This is a genomic window from Pseudomonas sp. NPDC087690, assembly GCF_044743175.1.
Lineage (GTDB): Bacteria > Pseudomonadota > Gammaproteobacteria > Pseudomonadales > Pseudomonadaceae > Aquipseudomonas.
Map to the genome: position 1 here is coordinate 1 of NZ_JBIUVX010000040.1, position 23279 is coordinate 23279.

The window sequence follows — 23279 nt, forward strand, 5'->3', positions numbered from 1 at the left end:
TGAAGCAACCTGCTGCCGAAACCTACATAACTCATTGAATCTCAAGGAGTTTTCCGTTTCGACTGCGCCGGAAGTGGGGCGAATTATAGACATCTCAAATCTGCCGTCAACCCCTATTTTCATAATTCTGTCACATCGGTCCAAAAACCCCGAAAACACGAAGGCCGACCTCGATGAGGTCGGCCTTCTGCCCTTCTACTTACAGGCTAGGGAATGCGAATTGCGAAGCCTCGTGGCTCGCACGCTGCGGCCAGCGCTGAGTGATCGCCTTGCGACGGGTATAGAAGCGCACACCGTCCGGACCGTACGCGTGCAGATCGCCGAACAGCGAACGCTTCCAGCCGCCGAAGCTGTGGTAAGCCACCGGCACCGGCAGCGGCACATTTACGCCAACCATGCCGACTTCGATCTCATCACAGAACAGACGCGCCGCTTCACCGTCACGGGTGAAGATGCAGGTGCCGTTGCCGTATTCGTGATCGTTGATCAGTTGCATGGCCTCTTCCAGGCTGTTCACACGAACGATGCACAGTACCGGACCGAAGATCTCTTCTTTATAGATGCGCATCTCCGGGGTGACGTTGTCGAACAGGCAGCCACCGAGGAAGAAGCCCTCTTCATGACCCGCCACGCTGAACCCACGACCGTCGACCACCAGGGTCGCGCCCGCTGCCACGCCGTCATCCACATAACCGCTGACCTTGTCGCGCGCCTGTCCGGTCACCAGTGGGCCCATGTCCAGACCGCACGATGTGCCGGCACCGATTTTCAACGCCTGGATCTGTGGAACCAGTTTCGCCACCAGCGCATCCGCCACCTGGTCGCCCACACACACAGCAACCGAGATCGCCATGCAACGCTCGCCGCACGAACCGTACGCGGCCCCCATCAGTGCGCTGACCGCATTATCCAGATCGGCATCCGGCATCAGCACTGCGTGGTTCTTCGCGCCGCCCAGTGCCTGAACGCGCTTGCCGCGCTTGGTGCCTTCGGCGTAGATGTACTCGGCAATCGGCGTCGAGCCAACGAAGCTCAGCGCTTTGACTTCCGGCGCTTCGATCAGCGCATCCACGGCAGTCTTGTCGCCATGCACCACGCTCATCACGCCTTTCGGAAGACCCGCTTCCAGCAACAACTGAGCAATCAGCAGTGTAGAGCTTGGATCACGCTCGGACGGCTTGAGGATGAAGCAGTTACCGCAGACGATCGCCAACGGGTACATCCACAGCGGCACCATGGCCGGGAAGTTGAACGGCGTGATACCGGCCACAATCCCCAGCGGCTGGAAGTCCGACCATGCGTCGATGTTCGGGCCGACGTTGCGGCTGTACTCGCCCTTGAGGATTTCCGGAGCGGCGCAAGCGAACTCGACGTTCTCGATACCGCGCTTCAATTCACCGGCAGCGTCTTCCAGGGTCTTGCCGTGCTCTTCGCTGATCAATTGCGAGATGCGCGCTTCGTTCTGCTCCAGCAGTTGCTTGAAACGGAACATCACCTGAGCACGTTTGGCCGGCGGCGTGTTGCGCCACGCCGGGAACGCAGCCTTGGCGGCATCGATGGCTTTCTGGATGGTTGCCTGGCTGGCCAGTGGCAGCTTGTGGATAGCCTGACCGGTAGACGGGTTGAACACATCTACCGCGCGACCGTTCTCGGTCACCAGTTCGCCATTGATCAAATGCGGGATAACGCTCATCGAAAACTCCTGAATTCTTGTGCGCAGACGCTCGCAAGAGGCGCCTGCTATTTGCATAGCTATATAGAAGGAAAAATCAGTCGAGCTTGTTCAGCACTTCGCCGACCGCGTCGAACAGGCGATCGAGGTCTTGCGGCTTGCTGTTGAAGGTTGGGCCGAACTGCAGGGTGTCGCCGCCGAAGCGCACGTAGAACCCGGCTTTCCACAGGGCCATGCCCGCTTCGAACGGACGCACAATGGCGTCGCCATCACGACCGGCAATCTGGATCGCACCGGCCAAGCCGAAGTTACGGATGTCGATAACGTTCTTCGAACCTTTCAGCCCATGCAGCGCGTTTTCGAAATGCGGTGCGACTTCGGCAACGCTCTGCACCAGGTTTTCCTTTTGCAGCAGATCGAGCGCTGCAAGACCTGCGGCGCACGCCACCGGGTGTGCCGAATAGGTGTAGCCGTGCGGGAATTCCACGGCGTATTCGGGGGTCGGCTGATTCATGAAGGTCTGGTAGATCTCGGAGCTGGCAATCACTGCGCCCATCGGGATCGCGCCGTTGGTGACTTGCTTGGCGATGCACATCAGGTCCGGGGTCACGCCAAAGGTGTCGGCGCCGAACATGTTGCCGGTACGACCGAAACCGGTAATCACTTCGTCGAACACCAGCAGGATGCTGTGCTGATCGCAGATTTCGCGCAGACGCTTCAGGTAACCCTGCGGCGGCACCAGAACGCCGGCGGAACCGGCCATTGGTTCGACGAATACGGCGGCGATGTTCGAAGCATCGTGCAACTCGATCAGCTTCAGCAGCTCATCGGCCAGTGCAATACCTCCCTGCTCCGGCATGCCACGGGAAAATGCGTTGCTGGCCAGCAGCGTGTGCGGCAGGTGATCGACGTCCATCATCGCCTGACCGAAGAGTTTGCGGTTGCCGTTGACGCCGCCGAGGCTGGTGCCGGCGATGTTCACGCCGTGATAGCCACGGGCTCGGCCGATCATTTTGGTTTTGGTCGCCTGGCCTTTCAGGCGCCAGTACGCACGAACCATTTTCACCGCAGTGTCAGCGCACTCGGAACCGGAGTCAGTGAAGAACACGTGGTTCAGGTTGCCCGGGGTCAGCTCGGTGATTTTCTCGGCCAACTGGAACGACAACGGGTGGCCGTACTGGAAGCCCGGCGAGTAATCGAGGGTGCCCAACTGTTTCGAGACCGCTTCCTGAATTTCCTTGCGGGTGTGGCCTGCGCCACAAGTCCACAGGCCAGACAGCGAGTCATATACCTTGCGGCCCTTGTCGTCGATCAGCCAGCTGCCTTCGGCGCCAACGATCAAACGCGGGTCGCGCTGGAAGTTGCGGTTGGCGGTGTACGGCATCCAGTGCGCGTCCAGCTTCAATTGGCTGGCCAGTGGCGACGGCGCATTTTCAGGCATGTTCATCGGGCAAAACCTCGCAGGGCATAAGCGTCAGGGAGATAAAAAGCGTTGTTGCAGCTAAATTGCCACGGGGATAAAGTCGGTGAAATCCAACTCTTCTAACCTTCAGTTAGAACTTTGCTAAACAATGAGAACAATAAGATGAGCAGTCGCCGCCCCGATCCGCTAGCCCAGGTGAGTGACTTTGATATTCGCCTGCTGCGGATTTTTCGTAGCGTGGTGGAATGCGGCGGCTTCTCGGCGGCGGAAACCGTGCTCGGCATCGGTCGCTCGGCGATCAGTCAGCAGATGAGCGATCTTGAACAGCGCCTTGGCTTGCGCTTGTGTCAGCGCGGGCGCGCCGGTTTTTCGCTGACCGAAGAAGGACGCGAGGTCTATCAATCGGCGCTGCAACTATTAAGTGCGCTGGAAAGTTTTCGCACCGAGGTCAACGGCCTGCACCAGCATTTACGCGGTGAGCTGATCATCGGCCTGACCGACAACCTCGTCACCCTCCCCCACATGCGCATCACCCACGCCCTCGCGCAATTGAAGGAACGCGGGCCGGATGTGCAGATCCAGATCCGCATGATTGCGCCGAACGAAGTCGAGCAAGGCGTGCTCGATGGACGCCTGCATGTCGGCGTGGTGCCGCAGGCCAGTGCGTTGTCGGGGCTGGAATATCAGCCGCTGTACAGCGAACGTTCGCTGCTTTACTGCGCGGTGGGCCATCCGCTGTTTTATGTCGATGACAAGCAACTGGATGACGAACGCCTGAACAGTCAGGACGCGATTGCGCCGACGTTTCGGTTGCCGGCGGATATTCAGGCGCATTACCAGGCGCTCAATTGCACCGCCAGCGCCTCCGACCGGGAAGGCATGGCGTTTCTGATTTTGACCGGGCGCTACATCGGTTATCTGCCGGATCACTACGCCAGTCTTTGGGTGCAGCAAGGTCGCTTGCGTGCGCTGAAAGCGCAAACGCGTTTCTACGACCTGAGCCTTGCATCGGTCACGCGCAAGGGGCGGCGCCCTCATTTGGTGCTGGAAAGCTTTCTGGAGAGTCTGGCGGCGACGCGTTGAAGGCAAGATCAAAAGATCGCAGCCTGCGGCAGCTCCTACGTTTACGGGTGATTCGCTCATAAAGCTGAGCAAGTGGACAGGTTTTTGCAGAGGGGGAATTACTTCGTTCCTTTGATAAGAAGCCCTAAGCCATGCAGCCAGATTCCGCACCGTCCAGCGACCTGATCTACGGCCTCAACGACCGCCCCAAACCACTCGCCGCCACCCTCGCGGCGCTGCAACACGTGCTCGCCAGTTTCGTCGGCATCATCACCCCGCCATTGGTGATTGGTTCGGCGCTGGGGCTGACGGCGTATTTGCCGTATCTGATCAGCATGGCGTTGATGGTCTCGGGCGTCGGCACGTTTATTCAGGCGCGGCGGCCGTTCGGGATTGGCGCCGGGATGATTTGCCTGCAAGGCACCAGTTTTGCCTTTCTTGGTGCGGTGCTGTCGGCGGGGTTTCTGGTCAAGCAACGCGGCGGCAGCCCGGAAGACATTCTGGCGATGATCTTCGGCGTGTGCTTTTTCGGCGCAATCGTGCAGATCGTCCTCAGCCGTTTCATCGGTCAATTGCGTCGAGTCGTTACGCCGCTGGTGACCGGGATCGTCATCACCCTGATCGGTATCAGCCTGATCAAGGTCGGCATCACCGATCTGGGTGGTGGCTTCAATGCGCCGGACTTCGGTGCGCCGGGCAATCTGGCGCTGGGCGTGTTTGTGTTGCTGACGATCATTCTGCTCAACCGCTCCAATACGCCGTGGGTGCGTTTGTCGGCAATTATCATCGGTTTGCTGCTCGGCAGTCTGGCCGCGTGGTTCAGTGGCAAACTGCTGCCGCAGCCTTTGCCTGACTTGCCGCTGGTGAGTTTTCCTACGCCGTTCAAGTTTGGCTTCAGCTTCGACTGGACGGCTTTCCTGCCGGTCGCGCTGATTTATCTGATCAGTACCATCGAAACCGTTGGCGACCTCACCGCCAACTGCATGCTCGCTCGCCAACCGATCAGTGGCCCTTCTTATATAAGCCGCCTGCGCGGTGGCGTGCTCGGCGATGGCGTCAGTTGCATGATCGCCGCGACCTTCAGCGCCTTCCCCAACACTACGTTTGCGCAGAACAACGGCGTGATCCAACTGACCGGCGTCGCCAGCCGCTACGTCGGCCTGTACATCGGCGCGATCCTGTTCTGTCTTGGCATGTTCCCGATGATCGGCGCGGTGCTGCAACAGATCCCGAAGCCGGTGCTCGGCGGCGCGACTCTGGTGATGTTCGGTGCGGTGGCCGCTGCCGGCGTGCGCATCCTCGCGCAGTCGTCGCTGGATCGACGCAGCATGTTGATCATCGCCACTTCGTTCGGCGTCGGCCTGGGTATTGCTGCGCAACCGAACCTGTTGCACCTGCTGCCGAAACTGGTGCAGAACCTGTTCGACTCGGCGATCACCAGCGGTGGCCTGACCGCGATCATCCTGTGCCTGTTGCTGCCGGAGGCGAAAACCGAGGCCGCTGAAGTGCACGCGCCGCTGAACAAGATCGAACAGGCGTAACGGTTTTATCGCGCAAGGACTTGTCGGATGCCTGTGGGTGCGCTATCAACGCAACTGGTTGCACCCACAGACAAACCCGGAAGTGCCTATGACCTTTGAAGTCCCAGCCCACGGCGGTAAACCCGCCAGCCGCATTCGTCAGAAGAACGAAGAGACCATCCTCAAAGCCGCCGAAGACGAGTTCGCCCGTCACGGGTACAAAGGCACCAGCATGAACACCATCGCCCAGAATGCCGGATTGCCCAAGGCGAACCTGCATTACTACTTCACCAACAAACTCGGTTTGTACGTGGCGGTGTTGAGCAACATCATCGAGCTGTGGGACAGCACCTTCAATACGCTCACCGCCGAGGACGATCCGGCCGAAGCGCTGACCCGCTACATCCGCGCCAAGATGGAATTCTCCCGCCGCCAGCCGCAAGCCTCGCGAATCTTTGCAATGGAAGTGATCAGCGGCGGTGAATGCCTGACCGAATATTTCAATCAGGATTACCGCGCCTGGTTCACTGGCCGTGCGGCAGTGTTTCAGGCGTGGATCGATGCGGGCAAAATGGACGCGGTCGATCCGGTGCACCTGATCTTCCTGTTGTGGGGCAGCACCCAGCACTATGCCGACTTCGCCACGCAGATCTGTCGCGTCAGCGGTCGCAGCAAGCTGACCAAGCAGGACATGGAAGACGCCGGCAACAACCTGATCCGCATCATTCTCAAAGGCTGCGGCCTCACTCCTCCTCTATAAGACGTTTATGCCTTTCACCCTCAGCGGTTTTTGCGAGTACCGCGAAGAGATTCGCAAAAGCCGCTTTATCACCTTCGCCACGCCGATCGGCAGCCCTGCCGAGGCGCAGGCATTCTTCGAGCAACACAGCGACTTGAATGCCTCGCACAATTGCTGGGCGTGGAAACTTGGCGATCAATATCGCAGCAATGACGACGGCGAGCCGGGCGGCACGGCGGGTCGGCCGATTCTCGCGGCGATTGAAGCGCAGGATTGCGATCAGGTCGCGGTGTTGGTGATTCGTTGGTACGGCGGGATTCAACTGGGGACTGGCGGGTTGGCCCGGGCCTATGGCGGTGGCGCGAACAAGTGTTTGCAGACGGCGGCCAAGGTTGAGCTGATTAGCCGGGTGCCATTGAGTTGTGCTTGCGGGTTTGCCGAGTTGGCGTTGGTGAAGTTGCGGGTGGCCGATCTCGGTGGATTGGTTATCGAAGAAAACTTCACGGCAAATGGGGTTGAGTTGAAGTTGGCGGTGGGGGAGGCGCAGATCGAGGTTTTGCAAACCCAGCTAGCGGATTTGAGTCGTGGACGAATTTTGTTGCAGCGGTGAAGCAACATCAAAAAATCGCAGCGTTCCGCAGCTCCTACAGGATCCGGGGTTGTCATGAATTTTGTGGGTGATCCCGGTATCGGCGTTTTCGTGTAGGAGCTGCCGAAGGCTGCGATCTTTTAGGGCATCACCCTTTTCCGATATTCCCCGGAGTTGCCCACATCTGCTGTGCACCCGACTGTGGATAACCTGAGCACATAACGCTGTAACCCTTCTGTCACGTGGCTTTGCGCGGTTTGCTCACTTTTCGTTCAATTCAACCGACGAAACGAAAATTTCAAACAGAAACAGACAGTTAGCGCGGTTTATCACCATTAGAAGAAAGCACCGCAGTGCTTATGCCCGGGTTTGCGGCTTGCGCACAATAACTGTGGAACAAGCTGTGGATAACCCGTTCATGGCTGGCGCAGTCTCAGGTTCTGCCTGACTCACACGTGTTTGCTCGTTTTTTGATCAGTTGCCAACGGGCAAAACTGGAGCCCGATCAACGGCTTTGCTCTGAATTGGTGCCGTGAGCCCAGCCAGTTTTGCAGGCAATGCTCTGCTTCAGGCACTCGCACACGCGGCCCGCTCGCGTTCCTGACTCAATGGCCAGGAAATTGCTTTATCCACAGGCACAACTCCAAGCAAGTCGAGCCTGTCATGCCCATTGCTCCTGCAACCCCGCGCCTGCAATTGCGCCATATCAGCAAACGCTATCCCGGTTGTCTGGCCAACGACGCCATCGACCTGACCATCGCCCCCGGAGAAATCCACGCCCTGCTCGGCGAAAACGGCGCGGGCAAAAGCACCCTGATGAAGATCATCTACGGCGTTACCCAGGCCGATTCGGGCGAGATGCTCTGGCAAGGTCAACGGGTGAATATCCGCAACCCGGCACAGGCGCGGCAGTTGGGCATCGGCATGGTGTTCCAGCATTTCTCGCTGTTCGAAACCCTCAGCGTGGCGCAGAACATTGCCCTGGCGATGGGCGCGGCCGCCGGTACGCCGAAACAACTGGAACCGAAGATTCGCGAAGTGTCGCGCCGTTATGGCATGGCGCTGGAGCCGGAGCGACTTGTCCACAGCCTGTCGATTGGCGAGCGGCAACGGGTGGAAATCATTCGCTGCCTGATGCAGGACATCCGTCTGCTGATTCTCGACGAACCGACCTCAGTGCTGACACCGCAGGAGGCAGACGAGTTGTTCATCACCCTGCGCCGCCTCGCCTCGGAGGGCTGCAGTATTCTGTTTATCAGCCACAAACTCGGCGAGGTTCGGGCGTTGTGTCACAGCGCGACGGTTTTGCGCGGCGGGCGCGTGTCCGGGCATTGCGTGCCGGCCGAATGCTCCGATCAGCAGTTGGCGCAGATGATGGTTGGCGAAGCGGCGGCGTTGATTGGTGACTATCCGAAGGTCAGCGGCGGCGCGGCGTTTTTGCAGGTGAAGGGCTTGAGTTGGCACAACCCGGATCCGTTCGGCTGCACGCTGACTGACATTGATGTGCAAGTGCGCAGTGGTGAAATCGTCGGCATCGCCGGGGTCGCGGGCAACGGTCAGGATGAATTGCTGGCCCTGCTCAGTGGCGAACAAACCTTGCCTCGGGCGCAAGCCGCGACCATTCGATTCGCCGAACAACACGTCGCTGATTTACGCCCGGATGCGCGACGCAAACTGGGCCTGGCATTCGTGCCGGCCGAGCGTCTCGGTCACGGCGCGGTGCCGGAACTGAGTCTGGCGGACAACGCCCTGCTGACGGCTTTCCAACAAGGTTTAGTCAGCAACGGGCTAATCCAGCGCGGCAAAGTCGAAGCCCTCGCCCAACAGATCATTCAGCGCTTCGGCGTGAAAACCCCGGACACGCAAACTGCCGCGCGCAGTTTGTCCGGCGGCAATCTGCAGAAATTCATCCTCGGCCGGGAAATCCTTCAGCAACCGAAACTGCTGATCGCCGCGCACCCGACCTGGGGCGTCGACGTCGGTGCTGCCGCGACCATCCACCGCGCGCTGATCGCGTTGCGCGATGCCGGTGCGGCGATTCTGGTGATTTCCGAAGACCTCGATGAACTGTTCCAGATCAGCGACCGCCTCGGCGCGCTTTGTGGCGGGCGGCTGTCGGCGCTGCACAACACCGGCGACACGCAACTCAGCGACGTCGGCGGCTGGATGGCCGGCCAGTTCGACAACCCACCTTCAGCCGCCACGGTTTAACGGAGTTTTCCAAATGCTGCTTTCCCTCGAACCCCGTGGCCAGCAATCGCGCTTGATGTTGTGGTGCTCACCGTTGTTGGCGGCGGTGCTCACGCTTGGCTGCGGCTCGCTACTGTTCATCGCCCTCGGCCATGACCCGCTGCAAACCTTGCACACGCTGCTGATCGCACCGGTCAGCGATTTGTATGGCATCTCCGAATGGCTGGTGAAAACGCTGCCGATCTTGCTCTGTGCATTGGGTCTGGCGGTGGCGTATCAGGCGCGGATCTGGAACATCGGCGCCGAGGGGCAATTGCTCCTCGGCGCCCTCGCCGGCAGCGCGCTGGCGGTGAACGTCATCGACATGCAAAGCCGTTGGGCGCTGGTATTTATTCTGCTCATCGGCACCCTCGCCGGCGCGGCGTGGGCCGGGCTGACGGCGTGGTTGCGCACCCGCTTCAATGCCAACGAAATCCTCACCAGCATCATGCTCAATTACATCGCGCTGAACCTGCTGCTGTTCTGCGTACACGGGCCGTTGAAGGATCCCGCCGGGTTCAACTTTCCCGAGTCGGCGATGTTCGGTGATGCCAGCCGTTTGCCGCTGCTGATGGAGGATGGTCGCGTGCATGCCGGGGTGTATTTCGCCTTGCTCGCACTGGTGGCGGTTTGGGTGTTGTTGCAGAAAAGCTTTGTCGGTTTCCAGATCAAGGTGCTTGGGCTGGACAAGCGTGCGGCGGGGTTTGTCGGCTTTCGCGAGAAGCGCTTGATCTGGCTGGCGCTGTTGATCAGCGGTGGTTTGGCCGGGCTGGCGGGAGTCTGTGAAGTCACCGGGCCGATTGGCCAATTGGTGCCGCAGGTGTCGCCGGGGTATGGCTATGCGGCGATTACCGTGGCGTTCCTCGGGCGCCTCAATCCGATCGGTATTCTGTTTTCCAGCCTGTTGATGGCGTTGCTGTACATCGGTGGCGAGAGCGCGCAGATGACGATGAACCTGCCGCAGGCGATCACCCAATTGTTTCAGGGAATGATGCTGTTTTTCCTGCTCGCCTGTGACGTGCTGATTCTCTATCGGCCACGCCTGAACCTGCGCTGGGCGAAGCGCACTTCGACCACTGCCGTAACCGCCGGAGCGCTGTGATGGATATCGATCTGTTGAGCAATATTTTTTACGCCATGGTGCGTTGCGGCACGCCGCTGTTGCTGGTGGCGTTGGGTGAACTGATCTGCGAGAAGAGCGGCGTGCTCAACCTCGGTCAAGAAGGGATGATGCTGTTTGGCGCGGTGATCGGCTTTATCGTCGCGCTGAACAGCGGCAACCTGTGGCTTGGCGTATTGCTGGCGATGCTCGCCGGGATGTTGCTGTCGTCGCTGTTTGCCTTGGTGGCGCTGGTGTTCAACGCCAATCAGGTGGCGACCGGTTTGGCCCTGACGATTTTCGGTGTCGGGCTGTCGACCTTTGTCGGTGCGGCCTGGGTAGGCAAACCGCTGGCCGGTTTTGAGCCGTTGGCGATTCCCTATCTGAGTGAGATTCCGCTGATCGGGCGGATGCTGTTTGCCCAGGATCTGCTGGTGTATCTGTCGTTCGCGCTGTTTGCGCTGGTGGCGTGGGTGATCATCAAAAGTCGTGTCGGGTTGATCATTCAAGCTGTGGGTGAGAACCCGGATGCGGCCAGTGCGATGGGTTTGCCGGTGTTGACCGTGCGCACCCTGGCAGTGCTGTTTGGCGGGGCGATGGCCGGATTGGCCGGCGCGTATCTGTCGCTGGCGTACACGCCGATGTGGGCCGAAAACATGACCGCCGGGCGCGGCTGGATTGCGCTGGCGCTGGTGGTGTTTGCCAGTTGGCGGGTGTGGCGGTTGCTGCTCGGGGCGTATCTGTTTGGGCTCGCCAGCATCCTGCACCTGGTGGCGCAGGGGTTGGGGCTGGCGATTCCGTCGAGTTTGCTGGCGATGCTGCCGTACGTGGCAACGATTGTGGTGTTGGTGCTGTTGTCGCGGGATGCGTTGCGGACGCGGTTGTATGCGCCGGTTTCGCTTGGGCAGCCTTGGCAGGCGGGGCATTAATGTAGTGATGTCAATGGCCCCATCGCTGGCAAGCCAGCTCCCACAGGTTTAGTGCTGATCACAAATTTTGCGCACTACTCGGACACTGTGGGAGCTGGCTTGCCAGCGATGAGGCCCTCACAGGCAACACCTGAGCAATGCCCCACGCCAGTTCGAAGACCAGGAAAACAATCAGAATCGAACTGGCGCCGTGCAACAAGGCATACGCCTGCCAAGCCGCAAACAGAAACCGCGCCACCGCGTCATACCGTCCATAAAGCGCCTGCGGATCACGAATCCGCAGCACTGCCCAAACACACACCACCGACCCCAGCAGATTCGCCATCAACAGATGCACAGGCTGAAACGCCGGCAGTTCGCCGGGCAAATCCAGCGCGCTCAACATCCCATGCACAAGCGCAAAACTCCACGGCGTGGCAAACGCCGCCGTGACGACCAGGTCATACCAGGCACTGCCGCGCACCACGTTGCGATATTGCGTTGAAGTCCACATCATCCATGCTCCAGAAATTTGAGGAGCAACCACGGTAAAGCCTGGAGTATGCTCCAGGGTCAATAGCCCTTTTGAGAGTCGCCATGCGCATCGGTGAATTAGCCCAGGCCAGCGCCGTCAGCCGTGACACCCTGCGTTTCTACGAGCAGCGCGGGTTGATTGCGGCGCAGCGCAGTGCCAATGGTTACCGCGACTATCCGCCGGAGATGGTGCAACTGGTGCTCTATATCAAAACGGCGCAGCGTCTGGGATTTACCCTCGGCGAGATCGGCGACAGCGTGGCCGCGTTGTGGAACGCACCCGATCCGGACAACGCCGTCGCGCAATTGCTGCGCGACAAACTGCAACTGATCGAAACCCGCATGCGCGAACTCGACGCGCTGCGGCAAGAGCTGCAACTTCGCCTCGGTCAGGCCTGTCCATTGAATCCATGATCCTCATTCATCAAGGAAGCCCATCATGTCTGCAAAAAACGCACTGATCATCGGCGCCTCCCGGGGCCTTGGCCTCGGTCTGGTGAAAACCCTGCTGGCCGACGGCTGGCAGGTCACCGCCACCGTGCGCAATCCGCAAAACGCCGAGACGCTGCAAGCGCTGGGCAAGGTGCGGATCGAGAAGCTCGACATGGACGATCAGCAAGCGGTGATCGCTCTGAGCCAACAGCTCAAGGGCGAAACCTTCGACCTGCTGTTCGTCAACGCCGGGGTCAAAGGCCCGGCCGATCAGGCCCCGGGAGGCGCGACACTGGCCGAAGTCGGCCAGCTGTTTTTCACCAACGCCGTGGCGCCGATCAATCTGGCCCAACGCTTTGCCGGGCAGATTCGTGACGGTAGCGGCGTGCTCGCGTTCATGAGTTCGGTGCTCGGCAGCGTGACCATGCCGGACGCGCCGGAACTGGCGCTGTACAAGGCGAGCAAGGCTGCGCTGAATTCGATGACCAACAGTTTTGTTACGCAATTGGGCGAGCAGAAGATGACGGTGTTGTCGCTGCATCCGGGTTGGGTGAAGACCGACATGGGTGGCGAAGGGGCGGATCTGGATGTGGAAACCAGCACCCGTGGGTTGGTTGATCAGGTGAATGCTTATACCGGTAAAGGTGGGCATCACTTCATCAATTACAAAGGTGAAACCATTCCCTGGTAAGCACCCAAATCCCCTGTAGGAGTGAGCCTGCTCGCGATAGCGGTGTGTCAGACACAAATCTTCCGACTGACACACCGCTATCGCGAGCAGGCTCACTCCTACACGGGACCGTGTTGTCTGGTCGGGTTGGGCTTGCCCGATGCGGCGTTTTGTTTGAAACTGCGCGCCTCGTCCCCGCGGCGACCCTGGATCAGCAGACAGGGCATCACTGAGCTGGCAACCCTGAACCCAATTTTCAGAGGAGCCGGCAACATGCCCGCGACCCGTACCTGGTTAAAAAATCCCCTCGCCATTTTCACCTCCAACGAGCTCGATGCCCGTGGCGGTCTTGTCGTGCAAGACGGTGTCATCGTCGAAGTGCTTGCGGCCGGCCAACAGCCGTCGGCGCCGTGCAATGAAGTCTTTGATGCTCGCGAGCATGTGATCCTGCCGGGCCTGATCAACACTCACCACCATTTTTATCAAACCCTGACTCGCGCCTGGGCGCCGGTGGTCAATCAGCCGTTGTTTCCGTGGCTGAAAACCCTGTATCCGGTATGGGCGCGACTGACACCTGAGAAACTCGCCCTCGCCACCAAAGTCGCGTTGGCCGAATTGCTGCTGTCGGGCTGCACCACCGCTGCCGACCACCACTACCTGTTCCCGGACGGCCTGGAAAACGCCATCGACGTGCAAGTCGAAAGTGTCCGTGAACTGGGCATGCGCGCCATGCTCACCCGCGGTTCGATGAGCCTCGGCGAGAAGGACGGCGGCCTGCCGCCGCAGCAGACCGTGCAGGAAGGTCAGGTGATTCTCGACGACAGTCAGCGCCTGATTCACGAATACCACGAACGCGGCGACGGCGCGCAGATCCAGATCGCGCTGGCGCCGTGCTCGCCGTTCTCGGTGACCCCGGAAATCATGTCGGCCAGCGCCGAACTGGCGAACAAACTCGACGTGCGCCTGCACACGCACCTGGCTGAAACCCTCGATGAAGAAGACTTCTGCCTGCAGCGTTTTGGCCTGCGCACCGTCGATTATCTCGACAGCGTCGGCTGGCTCGGCCCGCGCACCTGGCTGGCCCACGGCATTCACTTCAACCCGGATGAAATCGCCCGCCTCGGCCAGGCCGGCACCGGTATTTGCCATTGCCCGAGCTCGAACATGCGTCTGGCTTCCGGCATCTGCCCGAGTATCGATCTGACTGACGCCGGTGCGTTGTTTGGTCTGGGCGTCGATGGTTCGGCGTCCAACGATGCCTCGAACATGATTCTCGAAGCGCGTCAGGCGTTGTACATCCAGCGTCTGCGTTACGGCGCCGAGAAGATCACCCCGGAACGCGTGCTGGGCTGGGCGACCAAGGGTTCGGCGAGCTTGCTGGGCCGCACCGACATAGGTGAGATTGCCGTGGGCAAGCAGGCGGATCTGGCGTTGTTCAAGCTGGATGAACTGCGCTTCTCCGGCAGCCATGATCCGATTTCGGCGCTGCTGTTGTGCGGTGCCGATCGTGCGGATCGGGTGATGATTGGTGGCAAGTGGCGCGTGGTTGATGGGCAGGTTGAAGGCCTTGACCTCAAAGGCTTGATCGCCGATCACAGCCAGGCGGCTCGCCAACTGATCGCCGGCACCTGATTCCCCTCCCCATATGATCGTTCCCACGCTCTGCGTGGGAATGCATCTCGGGACGCTCCGCGTCCCAGCAGCGGACGCAGAGCGTCCATGGCGGCGTTCCCACGCGGAGCGTGGGAACGATCAATCATCAGAGGCCGAGCAGGGACAGCATGATGAAGGTCGCGAACAGCACGAAGTGCGTCATGCCTTCGATGGCGTTGGTCTCGCCGTCATTCAGGTTGATCGCACTGACGATCAACGTCAGGAAAATCATCACCGTCTGCACCGGCGTCATCGCCATCTGAAACGGCTGGCCGGTATACAGCGCCATCGCCTCCATCACCGGCACCGTCAGAATCACCGTCGACAGCGACGCGCCCATCGCAATATTCACCACCGACTGCATGCGGTTGGCCAACGCTGCACGCAACGCGGTCAAAATTTCCGGCGCCGCAGAAATCGCCGCCACCAGAATCGCCGTGATCACCGGCGGCGCGCCAGTGCCTTCGAGGCCCAGATCGAGGGTCTTCGACATCACCTCGGCCAGGGCGCCGATCACCACAATGCCAAACACCAGAATACCGATCGACAGGCCGATGCTCGGGGCTTTCCCCTGCGCGTCCTGCGGTTCCTTCTTGCGGCGTTTGTCCGGGTAGCTGTAGCTGAAAAAGTAACTGTGCGGGCCGACCTGCATGCGCAGAAACAGCGCATACAGCACCACCATCGCACCGATGGTGAACGCTGAATAAATCTTCCAGTTGGCCTCGGGAATGAACTCCGGCACCACCATCGACACGCCCATGGCGGTGAGGATCATCACGCTGTAGCTGCGCGCCGAATCGTCGTTGTACGACTGCTCGCCATGTTTAATCCCGCCCATTAGCGCGGCGAGGCCGAGGATGCCATTGATGTCGAGCATCACAGCGGAATAGATCGTGTCACGCACCAGCGTGGGCGACGCTTCGTTGCTCATCATGATCGCCAGAATCACCACTTCCACCAGCACGGCCGCGAGCGTGAGGATCATCGTGCCGTAAGGGTCGCCGACCTTTTCGGCGAGCAATTCGGCGTGATGGGCGACGCGCATCGAGGCGGCGACGATGAAGGCGATCAGCACCAGACCGGCAGTCAGCGCGACGATCTGGCCGCTGTGCAACATCCAGTGTTCCAACGGATAGGCGACGCACGCGGCGATGACGGCCAGTAGCAGAAAACTTTCTTGCTTGAGGATTGTGAACATGGCGGGCCTTTTGCCGAAGAGTGCGAATGAGCTACTGACTGCGGGGCGGCGCTAACGTTTCGTTACACCTTAGCGCACCAAGCGATGGCGTGAACTCGCGGACTTGCACTGCGTTGGTTCTGGCGCTGAAAAGATCGCAGCCTTCGGCAGCTCCTACAGGTTGCGCATTCCCATGTAGGAGCTGCCGAAGGCTGCGATCTTTTTTGTTTGTTGTCCTATTGGTCAGCAATTTGCATTGGCCCTGACCACACACAACAAAATGGAGCTCCAATTCATGCAAATACGTCCGCTGCACAAACTGCTGTGCGCCGCCCTCGGTCTGGGGATCAGCCTGAGCGCCAGCGCTGCCGATCCGCTGAAGGTCGGTTTCGTCTACATCGGCCCGATCGGTGATCACGGCTGGACGTATCAGCATGAGCAGGGGCGCAAGGCTCTTGCCGAGAAATTCGGCAATCAGATCACCACCAATTACGTCGAGAACGTCGCCGAAGGAGCCGACGCCGAGCGGGTGATCCGCAACATGGCCAAGGACAAATACGATCTGATCTTCACCACCTCGTTCGGCTACATGAACCCGACGCTGAAAGTCGCCAAGCAATTTCCCAAGGTGACTTTCGAACACGCCACCGGCTACAAACAGGACAAGAACCTCGGCACCTATCTGGCGCGCACCTACGAGGGCCGTTACGTCGGTGGCTTCCTTGCGGCGAAGATGACCAAGACCAAAAAGATCGGCTATGTCGCCTCGTTCCCGATCCCCGAGGTGATCCGCGACATCAACTCGATTCAACTGGCGCTGAACAAATACAACCCCGGTACCGAGATCAAGGTGGTGTGGGTCAACTCCTGGTTCGATCCGGGCAAGGAAGCCGATGCGGCTAACGCGCTGATCGATCAGGGCGTCGATGTGGTGTTCCAGCACACCGACAGTCCGGCACCGATTCAGGCCGCTGAACGTCGTGGCGTGTATGCGGTGGGTTATGCCTCGGACATGGCGCACTTCGGGCCGAAAGCCGTGCTGACGTCGATCGTCAACGACTGGGCACCGCACTACATTCAAGCGACGCAGAGCGTGATCGACCACACGTGGAAATCCCAGGATTACTGGGGCGGGTTGAAGGAAGGCACGGTTGAACTGCCGATCAGCGACTTGGTGCCAGCGCCGGTGAAAGCCGAGGCCGAGCAGATCATTGCCGACATCAAGAGCGGAGCATTCCAACCGTTTACCGGGCCGATCAAGGATCAGGCCGGGGTCGAGAAAATCCCGGCGGGCGTGAGCGCGACCAATGCGGAACTGGCGTCGATGAACTATTACGTTGAAGGCATGAAGGCGGAGATGCCGAAGTAATCCTCCGCAAAACACACCGACCCTGTGGGAGCTGGCTTGCCAGCGATAGCGGTCTGACAGGCAGCATTGATGTTGAATGTGATGGCCTCATCGCTGGCAAGCCAGCTCCCACAGAGTTCTTCAGTGTTCTCCAGTCTGCGTTTCTTCAGGACCCGTGCATGAACAGTCTTCCGATCATTGATATCAGCCCGCTGTACAGCGACGATCAAAACGCTTGGCCTGCCGTGGCTGAACAAATTGACCTGGCCTGCCGCGAATGGGGCTTTTTCTACATCAAGGGTCATCCGATTTCAGCGCAGCGCATCACAGCCGTGCTTGCTCAGACTCAACGTTTCTTTGCCCTGCCCGCCGCAGAAAAACTCAAGATCGACATCACCCAGACCCGCCACCATCGCGGCTACGGCGCCATCGCCACCGAGCAACTCGACCCGAGCAAACCCAGCGACCTCAAAGAAACCTTCGACATGGGCCTGCACCTGCCGGCCAGCCATCCCGACGTGCTCGCGGAAAAACCTCTACGCGGACCGAACCGTCATCCAGCGCAAGCGGGATGGGCAGACTTGATGGAGCAGCACTACCTCGACATGCAGGCCCTCGCGCAGACCCTGTTGCGCGCGATGACCCTGGCGCTGAACATCGAACGTGATTTCTTCGACAGCCGCTTCGTGGATCCGGTCAGCGTGCTGCGCATGATCCATTACCCACCGCGCCACACCGCCAGTTCCGCCGAGCAGCAAGGCGCCGGTGCGCACACCGATTACGGCTGCATCACCCTGCTCTATCAGGACAGCGCCGGCGGTCTGCAAGTGAAAAACGTCAAAGGCGAATGGATCGACGCGCCACCGATTGAAGGCACTTTCGTGGTCAACCTCGGCGACATGATGGCGCGCTGGAGCAACGACCGTTATCGCTCGACCCCGCACCGGGTGATCAGCCCGCTCGGGGTGGATCGCTACTCGATGCCATTCTTCGCCGAGCCGCACCCGGACACGCGCATCGAATGCCTGCCCGGTTGTCAGGACGCAGCGCATCCAGCGAAATATCCGACCACCACTTGCGCCGAATTCCTCCTGTCGCGCTTCGCCGATACCTACGCTTATCGCCGCGAGCAGGAAGCCGTTTGATGGATCGCTTGGTCAGGTTTTGCCAATTGTTTCGGCGAGCATCTGTAGAATGCCATCATTGCACCTGATGAGAAAAGAATATGTACGACTGGCTCAACGCCTTGCCCAAGGCTGAACTGCACCTGCATCTGGAAGGCTCGCTGGAGCCCGAGCTGCTGTTCGCCCTGGCCGAACGCAACAAGATCGCCCTGCCGTGGAACGACGTGGAAACCCTGCGCAAGGCTTACGCCTTCAACAACCTGCAGGAATTCCTCGACCTCTATTACCAGGGCGCTGATGTACTGCGCACTTCGCAGGATTTCTACGACCTGACCTGGGCGTACCTGTTGCGCTGCAAGGCGCAGAACGTGATTCACACCGAACCGTTCTTCGACCCGCAGACCCACACCGATCGGGGCATTCCGTTCGAAGTGGTGCTCAACGGCATCGCCGCGGCATTGAAGGATGGCGAGCAGCAACTGGGCATCACCAGCGGTTTGATCCTCAGCTTCCTGCGCCACTTGAGCGAAGAAGAAGCCGAGAAAACCCTCGATCAGGCGCTGCCGTTCCGTGACGCGTTTGTCGCAGTCGGTCTGGACAGTTCCGAGATGGGCCACCCGCCGAGCAAGTTCCAGCGTGTGTTCGATCGTGCCCGACACGAAGGTTTCCTGACCGTTGCCCACGCCGGCGAAGAAGGCCCGCCGGAATACATCTGGGAAGCCATCGACCTGCTGAAAATCCAGCGCATCGACCATGGCGTGCGCGCCATCGAAGACGAACGTCTGATGCAGCGGATCATCGACGAACAGATCCCACTGACCGTGTGCCCGCTGTCGAACACCAAGCTTTGCGTGTTCGATCACATGTCGCAGCACAACATTCTCGACATGCTCGAGCGTGGCGTGAAGGTCACGGTGAACTCCGATGACCCGGCGTACTTCGGTGGTTACGTGACCGAGAACTTCTACGCGCTGCATGAGCATTTGGGCATGACCCAGGATCAGGCCAAGCGTTTGGCGCAGAACAGCCTCGATGCGCGCCTGGTAAAACCGTAAGCAACACTGCAAAACCCTTGTAGGCCTTCGCCTGCTCGCGATGGCGGAGTGTCAGACACAGATGTGTTAGCTGACAGAACGCAATCGCGAGCAGGCTCACTCCTACATTGGATCGGTGTTAGCCGATGGATTGGGCTTCTGTCAGCTCTTCCAGGGTTTTACCGCGCGTCTCCATCCCGAACAGCCACACCACCCCCGCCGCAATCGCAAAGCACGCCGCGCCCAGCGCAAACACCCCGCCCTGCCCGGTTATCGGGAACACCAGCCCGGTCACCAATGGCCCGAGCAACGAGCCGACGCGGCCAATGGCCGAGGCGAACCCCGAGCCCGTCGCGCGTGCCGAGGTCGGATACAGCTCCGGCGTGTAGGTGTAGAGCACCGCCCACATCCCGAACAGGAAAAACTGCATCAGCAGCCCGGTACTGATCAACAGCGCCACGTTGCCGCCAAACACCGCGCTTTGCCCGTAGAGAAACGCCATCACCCCGCCACCGAGCAACGTGACGATACACACCGGTTTACGCCCCCAGCGTTCGACCAGCCACGCGGCCATGAGAAACCCGGGAATGCCCCCCAGCGAAATCAGCACCGTGTAATAAACCGACTGCGTCACGGCAAAACCCGACTGTTGCAACAGTGCACTCAGCCACGACGTCAGCCCGTAAAAACCGAGCAGCGCAAAAAACCACAGACTCCAGATCATCGTCGTGCGCTGGCGATACTGCGGTGACCAGATCTGCTTGAGCGCCGAAAAGAAATTGCCCGGTGGCGTCACCGTACGCGGCAAGCGAATCGGTTCCGGCAGCGCCGCACCGCCGATCGAAGCACGTACCCGCGCTTCGATGCCGCTCAGCACCTTGTCCGCCGCGTCATCTCGCCCGGCCTGCTCCAGCCAGCGAGGTGACTCGGGAATGAAGAAGCGGATCGCCAGAACAAACACCGCCGGTACCGCCAACACGAGGAAGATGTCACGCCAGCCAATCAGCGGCAGCAGGAAATACGAAAGCACGCCGGCAGCGACAAAACCCAACGGCCAGAAACCATCCATCAAGGCGATGTAGCGCCCCCGTCGCTGGGCGGGAATCAACTCGGACAACATCGACTGCGCAATCGGAAACTCCATGCCCATGCCGATTCCCAACAGAATGCGAAACAGTGTCAGTGTCTCGACCGTTTGCGCCGTCGAGCACAGGTAACTCGCCACCCCCCACAGGACGATGCTCCACTGGAACACCGGTTTGCGCCCGAAGCGATCGGCGAGCATGCCTGACAACGAGGCGCCCAGTACCATGCCGAAGAAACTCGAGCTGGCGAGCAGCCCAGCCTGGGCGCTGCTCAGGCCGAACTCGGCTTTGATCGAGCCGAGGAGGAAAGTCATCATCGCCAGATCCATGGAGTCGAAGAAAAACGCCAAGGCAATGATGATGAAAATGATCCGGTGATAACCACTGACCGGCAGTCGTTCCAAGCGTTCTGCCGCACTGAAGCCCTGAGTGTCCATGCCGCCTACCCCATCCGAAAAGTCCCCGGATCGAGTGTGCGCGATAGCGTCCCTGCGTTCGTGCTGGATGCGACCTGTTCGCAGTCGTAGGCGACAGCCCCGAACGGTGGTGACGCACGGCTCTACTACGCCATTTGTAGAGCGGTTTCTTTGGCGAAGCGCAGCAATTCTCGCTCCCCGGTGGCCGACAGTTGCAGCGCTCTTGAATCATTGGGCAAGGTCAGCCAGCCGGATTGCATGAACAGTTGCAGCAGCGCCGCGCCGAGCGAGCCCCCCATGTGCGGTCGACGTTCGCTCCAGTCCGGACATGCGCAGGCCACCTGCACATTGCGATGGGCCAGCGCCTGGATAAACACCCCACGTCCGGCCAGTTGCTTTGCGCCCTTATGCGTCACTACCACGCGCAGCTCAAACTGCTCGATCCAGCCGGCGTCGAGCAATCGCTGATAAAGATCGGCAGCCAGCGTCCCGCCCAGATGATCATCACAAAAGCGAGCGCGCAACAACGATGACGGCGCGGCCTGCGGTTTCGCCAAGGGCGTGGAGCGTTTGAACATCTCGGGGATTTCTCGCGGGGTGCTGGCGATGGTGGCGCTGGCCAGCGCTTCTATCGCCGCGCCGACCTCCGGTGCCGAGAGGCGGAAAAAACGCTTGCGACCACGGACTTCGACCTTTAACAGACCGCCCGTGGACAGCCGCGCCAGATGCGCGCTGGCCGACGACGGTGACAGCCCTGCCAGTAGCGCAAGCTCCTCGGTTTGCCGGGCCGAACCATCCATCAACGCCCACATCATCGCGCTGCGCTTGGGGTCGGCCAGCAACGTGGCGATCTGGCTGATGCAAGGTGCATGTTCCATGTATTCACTCCCTGTGGAATCGTATCGTCTACTGCTCGCAGACATCTTGACCAGTATTGAGTCGGCGGCCAAGACGCGAAAAACGCCATGAGCCGGGGCAATGCAGCCCCTTGACACAACATCTTCCGGCACCGACGTCGCGGCCTTGCGCAGCCCTGACTTGAACAGGACCCACTCAGTCTGACGGTGTCCGCGCCGGGGTTTCGGTACTGGCATGAGGCGGGCGCTAGTATAAGCGGGATGCAGGCCCCGTCCCGCGCCGGAGCCTGCGCGGGTGGTGATTGTTCCTGACAGAAATTTCTCTATTTAACTGCGACTAATGATCAAGTTTCGAGAAAACGGGAAATTGACTACTCACTGCAGCGCATCGGCTGGCGAGCATTTCCCTCAACAGGTTCACCGGCTTACTCAATTGCGCGCGATGTGCGCACAGTAAATTCAGCGGAGCGCGCTCGCACAGCAACTCCGGCATCAGCACCTTGAGCCGTCCGGCCAGCACATCGGTCGCCACGTCGAGCCAGGATTTATAGGCAATTCCTGCCCCTGCCACCGCCCATAACCGCACGACGTCGGCGTCATCACTGAAGCGGTCGCCACTCACGGTCAGACCGACTTCGCGTTTGCCGTCATGAAAACTCCAATGGTCGTGGATCCGGCTGCCTAGCATGTACAACAGGCAATTGTGCTGGGCCAGTTGTTCGAGCTGATGCGGTTCGCCGTGCCGGGCCAGGTAGGTCGGGGATGCGCAGAGCACGCGGCGGTTGTCCGGAGCGATCGGCAGGGCGACCAGGCTGGAGTCCTCCGGCTCGCCATAGCGCAAGGCGATATCCACTGGCTGGCGAAACAGATCCGCGATGCGGTCACCGAGCAGCAGGCGCACCGTCAGTTTCGGGTGCTCGCGCTGAAACTCGTCGAGCCACGGCAACAGCAGGTTGCGCCCGAAATCCGAAGGCGCCGACAGCTGCAGGATCCCACTCACCTGATCCTGCCCGCTGGCGAGCAGGCGCCGTCCCTCATCGATATTGCTCAATGCTGCCCGCGCGTATTCGAGAAAGCCTTCCCCCTCGGCAGTCAGGCGCAAGCTGCGCGTCGAACGGGCCAGCAAACGAGCGCCGAGTTGCTGTTCGATACGCTTGAGCGCAGCGCTGGCCACGGCGGCAGACATGTCCATCACCCGGGCTGCCGCCGACAGACTGCCCAGATCCGCCGCCCGGACAAACAACTGCAAGTCATCGAAACGCAGCATTCTCAGCCTCGATTATCAAAAAAATATTGAAAGAGACTGCTCTTTTAGCCGGTTTTATCTTGCACAGAAATAGCCAATCATCTGTTCATCGAATTCATTTCGCATCTCTGGAGCCAAACATGTCCCAGCCATTCACCGCCATCGCAACCCTGATTGCCAAACCCGGCCAGCAGGATCTGCTCGAACAGGGCCTGCGCGCATTGGTTGCACCGAGTCGTGCCGAGGACGGTTGCAGCCAGTACGACCTGCATCGTGATCTCGCCGATCCCCAGGTGTTCTACGTAATCGAACACTGGGCCAGTGAAGAGATACTCCAGGCGCACAACGCCAGCGCGCATTTCCTACACTTCCAGGCCACTGCCGGCCAGACCATCGAACACTTCCAGCTCAAGCGCCTCGGCGCGATTGCCTGAACCCTTCTTCCATCAACTCTACGGAGCC

Annotated in this window: 21 protein-coding genes; 14 read left to right on the forward strand and 7 right to left on the reverse strand. The window is 60.0% G+C overall.

The genetic code is table 11. The annotated features are described in order from the left end of the window. Positions 1-199: 199 nt before the first annotated feature. Together ACIPIZ_RS24785 and ACIPIZ_RS24790 are read right to left on the reverse strand one after the other, a co-directional pair. A complete protein-coding gene (locus ACIPIZ_RS24785) occupies positions 200-1693 on the reverse strand; it encodes a CoA-acylating methylmalonate-semialdehyde dehydrogenase (RefSeq protein ID WP_038360740.1) in 1494 nt (497 codons plus the stop codon). A gap of 76 nt (positions 1694-1769) precedes the next feature. Further along, the gene (locus ACIPIZ_RS24790; RefSeq protein WP_064387740.1) at positions 1770-3119 is read right to left on the reverse strand and encodes an aspartate aminotransferase family protein; all 1350 of its coding nucleotides are present in this window, start codon (positions 3117-3119) and stop codon (positions 1770-1772) included. A gap of 138 nt (positions 3120-3257) precedes the next feature. Between ACIPIZ_RS24790 and ACIPIZ_RS24795 the strand changes: the two genes are divergently transcribed. From ACIPIZ_RS24795 to ACIPIZ_RS24825, 7 genes are all read left to right on the forward strand, one after another. Next, a complete protein-coding gene (locus tag ACIPIZ_RS24795; protein WP_187681304.1) occupies positions 3258-4178 on the forward strand; it encodes a LysR family transcriptional regulator in 921 nt (306 codons plus the stop codon). 131 nt (positions 4179-4309) lie between these two features. Continuing rightward, the gene (locus ACIPIZ_RS24800) at positions 4310-5698 is read left to right on the forward strand and encodes a uracil-xanthine permease family protein (protein ID WP_401167979.1); all 1389 of its coding nucleotides are present in this window, start codon (positions 4310-4312) and stop codon (positions 5696-5698) included. Positions 5699-5786: 88 nt separating this feature from the next. Then, positions 5787-6437, forward strand: coding sequence for a TetR/AcrR family transcriptional regulator (locus ACIPIZ_RS24805; RefSeq protein ID WP_064387743.1), 651 nt, complete (start codon positions 5787-5789; stop codon positions 6435-6437). Positions 6438-6444: 7 nt separating this feature from the next. Continuing rightward, positions 6445-7026 (forward strand): IMPACT family protein, encoded by a 582-nt coding sequence (locus tag ACIPIZ_RS24810; RefSeq protein ID WP_401167982.1) that lies wholly within the window; start codon positions 6445-6447, stop codon positions 7024-7026. 642 nt (positions 7027-7668) lie between these two features. Further along, positions 7669-9216: an ABC transporter ATP-binding protein gene (locus ACIPIZ_RS24815; protein ID WP_401167984.1), complete on the forward strand. Its 1548-nt coding sequence runs from the start codon at positions 7669-7671 to the stop codon at positions 9214-9216. Between the two features lie 13 nt (positions 9217-9229). After that, entirely contained in the window at positions 9230-10336 is a 1107-nt protein-coding gene (locus ACIPIZ_RS24820) for an ABC transporter permease (protein ID WP_122855029.1), read from the forward strand. After that, a complete protein-coding gene (locus ACIPIZ_RS24825; RefSeq protein ID WP_064118442.1) occupies positions 10336-11262 on the forward strand; it encodes an ABC transporter permease in 927 nt (308 codons plus the stop codon). Before ACIPIZ_RS24820 ends, ACIPIZ_RS24825 begins: the two co-directional genes overlap by 1 nt. Positions 11263-11320: 58 nt before the next feature. On the opposite strand, the gene ACIPIZ_RS24830 is transcribed toward ACIPIZ_RS24825, so the two are convergent. Continuing rightward, positions 11321-11755, reverse strand: coding sequence for a hypothetical protein (locus ACIPIZ_RS24830; protein ID WP_401168015.1), 435 nt, complete (start codon positions 11753-11755; stop codon positions 11321-11323). An 83-nt stretch (positions 11756-11838) separates the two neighbouring features. Between ACIPIZ_RS24830 and ACIPIZ_RS24835 the strand changes: the two genes are divergently transcribed. From ACIPIZ_RS24835 to ACIPIZ_RS24845, 3 genes are all read left to right on the forward strand, one after another. Then, positions 11839-12189 carry a MerR family transcriptional regulator gene (locus ACIPIZ_RS24835; protein WP_077570877.1) on the forward strand — a complete coding sequence of 117 codons (351 nt, stop codon included), beginning with the start codon at positions 11839-11841 and terminating at the stop codon, positions 12187-12189. Between the two features lie 22 nt (positions 12190-12211). Continuing rightward, positions 12212-12898 carry an SDR family oxidoreductase gene (locus ACIPIZ_RS24840; protein ID WP_401168018.1) on the forward strand — a complete coding sequence of 229 codons (687 nt, stop codon included), beginning with the start codon at positions 12212-12214 and terminating at the stop codon, positions 12896-12898. 252 nt (positions 12899-13150) lie between these two features. Next, a complete protein-coding gene (locus tag ACIPIZ_RS24845; RefSeq protein WP_064387749.1) occupies positions 13151-14509 on the forward strand; it encodes an 8-oxoguanine deaminase in 1359 nt (452 codons plus the stop codon). Positions 14510-14636: 127 nt separating this feature from the next. Here ACIPIZ_RS24845 and ACIPIZ_RS24850 read toward each other — a convergent pair whose 3' ends face one another. After that, entirely contained in the window at positions 14637-15728 is a 1092-nt protein-coding gene (locus ACIPIZ_RS24850; protein WP_105709450.1) for a calcium:proton antiporter, read from the reverse strand. A gap of 274 nt (positions 15729-16002) precedes the next feature. On the opposite strand from ACIPIZ_RS24850, the gene ACIPIZ_RS24855 reads away from it, so the two are divergent. The 3 genes from ACIPIZ_RS24855 (at position 16003) to ACIPIZ_RS24865 (ending at position 19234) form a co-directional block, all read left to right on the forward strand. Then, entirely contained in the window at positions 16003-17076 is a 1074-nt protein-coding gene (locus ACIPIZ_RS24855; protein ID WP_105709456.1) for a BMP family ABC transporter substrate-binding protein, read from the forward strand. A 158-nt stretch (positions 17077-17234) separates the two neighbouring features. After that, positions 17235-18200, forward strand: a complete 966-nt coding sequence (locus ACIPIZ_RS24860) for a 2-oxoglutarate and iron-dependent oxygenase domain-containing protein (protein WP_401167990.1) — start codon at positions 17235-17237, stop codon at positions 18198-18200. An 80-nt stretch (positions 18201-18280) separates the two neighbouring features. Continuing rightward, entirely contained in the window at positions 18281-19234 is a 954-nt protein-coding gene (locus ACIPIZ_RS24865) for an adenosine deaminase (protein ID WP_008082147.1), read from the forward strand. A 118-nt stretch (positions 19235-19352) separates the two neighbouring features. Here ACIPIZ_RS24865 and ACIPIZ_RS24870 read toward each other — a convergent pair whose 3' ends face one another. From ACIPIZ_RS24870 to ACIPIZ_RS24880, 3 genes are all read right to left on the reverse strand, one after another. Continuing rightward, positions 19353-20735, reverse strand: a complete 1383-nt coding sequence (locus ACIPIZ_RS24870) for an MFS transporter (protein ID WP_064387753.1) — start codon at positions 20733-20735, stop codon at positions 19353-19355. Positions 20736-20860: 125 nt separating this feature from the next. Further along, on the reverse strand, positions 20861-21592 hold the full coding sequence (locus ACIPIZ_RS24875; protein WP_064387754.1) for a helix-turn-helix transcriptional regulator: 732 nt from the start codon (positions 21590-21592) through the stop codon (positions 20861-20863). Between the two features lie 316 nt (positions 21593-21908). Further along, positions 21909-22838: a LysR family transcriptional regulator gene (locus tag ACIPIZ_RS24880; RefSeq protein WP_064387755.1), complete on the reverse strand. Its 930-nt coding sequence runs from the start codon at positions 22836-22838 to the stop codon at positions 21909-21911. 119 nt (positions 22839-22957) lie between these two features. On the opposite strand from ACIPIZ_RS24880, the gene ACIPIZ_RS24885 reads away from it, so the two are divergent. Next, entirely contained in the window at positions 22958-23251 is a 294-nt protein-coding gene (locus ACIPIZ_RS24885; protein ID WP_122661007.1) for a putative quinol monooxygenase, read from the forward strand. The last annotated feature ends 28 nt before the right edge of the window (positions 23252-23279 follow it).

Bases quoted from the DNA above. Each gene is read 5' to 3' on its own strand.
- ACIPIZ_RS24785 (WP_038360740.1), bottom strand. From the start codon at position 1,693: ATGAGCGTTATCCCGCATTTGATCAATGGCGAACTGGTGACCGAGAAC.
- ACIPIZ_RS24790 (WP_064387740.1), bottom strand. From the start codon at position 3,119: ATGAACATGCCTGAAAATGCGCCGTCGCCACTGGCCAGCCAATTGAAG.
- ACIPIZ_RS24795 (WP_187681304.1), top strand. From the start codon at position 3,258: ATGAGCAGTCGCCGCCCCGATCCGCTAGCCCAGGTGAGTGACTTTGAT.
- ACIPIZ_RS24800 (WP_401167979.1), top strand. From the start codon at position 4,310: ATGCAGCCAGATTCCGCACCGTCCAGCGACCTGATCTACGGCCTCAAC.
- ACIPIZ_RS24805 (WP_064387743.1), top strand. From the start codon at position 5,787: ATGACCTTTGAAGTCCCAGCCCACGGCGGTAAACCCGCCAGCCGCATT.
- ACIPIZ_RS24810 (WP_401167982.1), top strand. From the start codon at position 6,445: ATGCCTTTCACCCTCAGCGGTTTTTGCGAGTACCGCGAAGAGATTCGC.
- ACIPIZ_RS24815 (WP_401167984.1), top strand. From the start codon at position 7,669: ATGCCCATTGCTCCTGCAACCCCGCGCCTGCAATTGCGCCATATCAGC.
- ACIPIZ_RS24820 (WP_122855029.1), top strand. From the start codon at position 9,230: ATGCTGCTTTCCCTCGAACCCCGTGGCCAGCAATCGCGCTTGATGTTG.
- ACIPIZ_RS24825 (WP_064118442.1), top strand. From the start codon at position 10,336: ATGGATATCGATCTGTTGAGCAATATTTTTTACGCCATGGTGCGTTGC.
- ACIPIZ_RS24830 (WP_401168015.1), bottom strand. From the start codon at position 11,755: ATGTGGACTTCAACGCAATATCGCAACGTGGTGCGCGGCAGTGCCTGG.
- ACIPIZ_RS24835 (WP_077570877.1), top strand. From the start codon at position 11,839: ATGCGCATCGGTGAATTAGCCCAGGCCAGCGCCGTCAGCCGTGACACC.
- ACIPIZ_RS24845 (WP_064387749.1), top strand. From the start codon at position 13,151: ATGCCCGCGACCCGTACCTGGTTAAAAAATCCCCTCGCCATTTTCACC.
- ACIPIZ_RS24850 (WP_105709450.1), bottom strand. From the start codon at position 15,728: ATGTTCACAATCCTCAAGCAAGAAAGTTTTCTGCTACTGGCCGTCATC.
- ACIPIZ_RS24855 (WP_105709456.1), top strand. From the start codon at position 16,003: ATGCAAATACGTCCGCTGCACAAACTGCTGTGCGCCGCCCTCGGTCTG.
- ACIPIZ_RS24860 (WP_401167990.1), top strand. From the start codon at position 17,235: ATGAACAGTCTTCCGATCATTGATATCAGCCCGCTGTACAGCGACGAT.
- ACIPIZ_RS24865 (WP_008082147.1), top strand. From the start codon at position 18,281: ATGTACGACTGGCTCAACGCCTTGCCCAAGGCTGAACTGCACCTGCAT.
- ACIPIZ_RS24870 (WP_064387753.1), bottom strand. From the start codon at position 20,735: ATGGACACTCAGGGCTTCAGTGCGGCAGAACGCTTGGAACGACTGCCG.
- ACIPIZ_RS24875 (WP_064387754.1), bottom strand. From the start codon at position 21,592: ATGGAACATGCACCTTGCATCAGCCAGATCGCCACGTTGCTGGCCGAC.
- ACIPIZ_RS24880 (WP_064387755.1), bottom strand. From the start codon at position 22,838: ATGCTGCGTTTCGATGACTTGCAGTTGTTTGTCCGGGCGGCGGATCTG.
- ACIPIZ_RS24885 (WP_122661007.1), top strand. From the start codon at position 22,958: ATGTCCCAGCCATTCACCGCCATCGCAACCCTGATTGCCAAACCCGGC.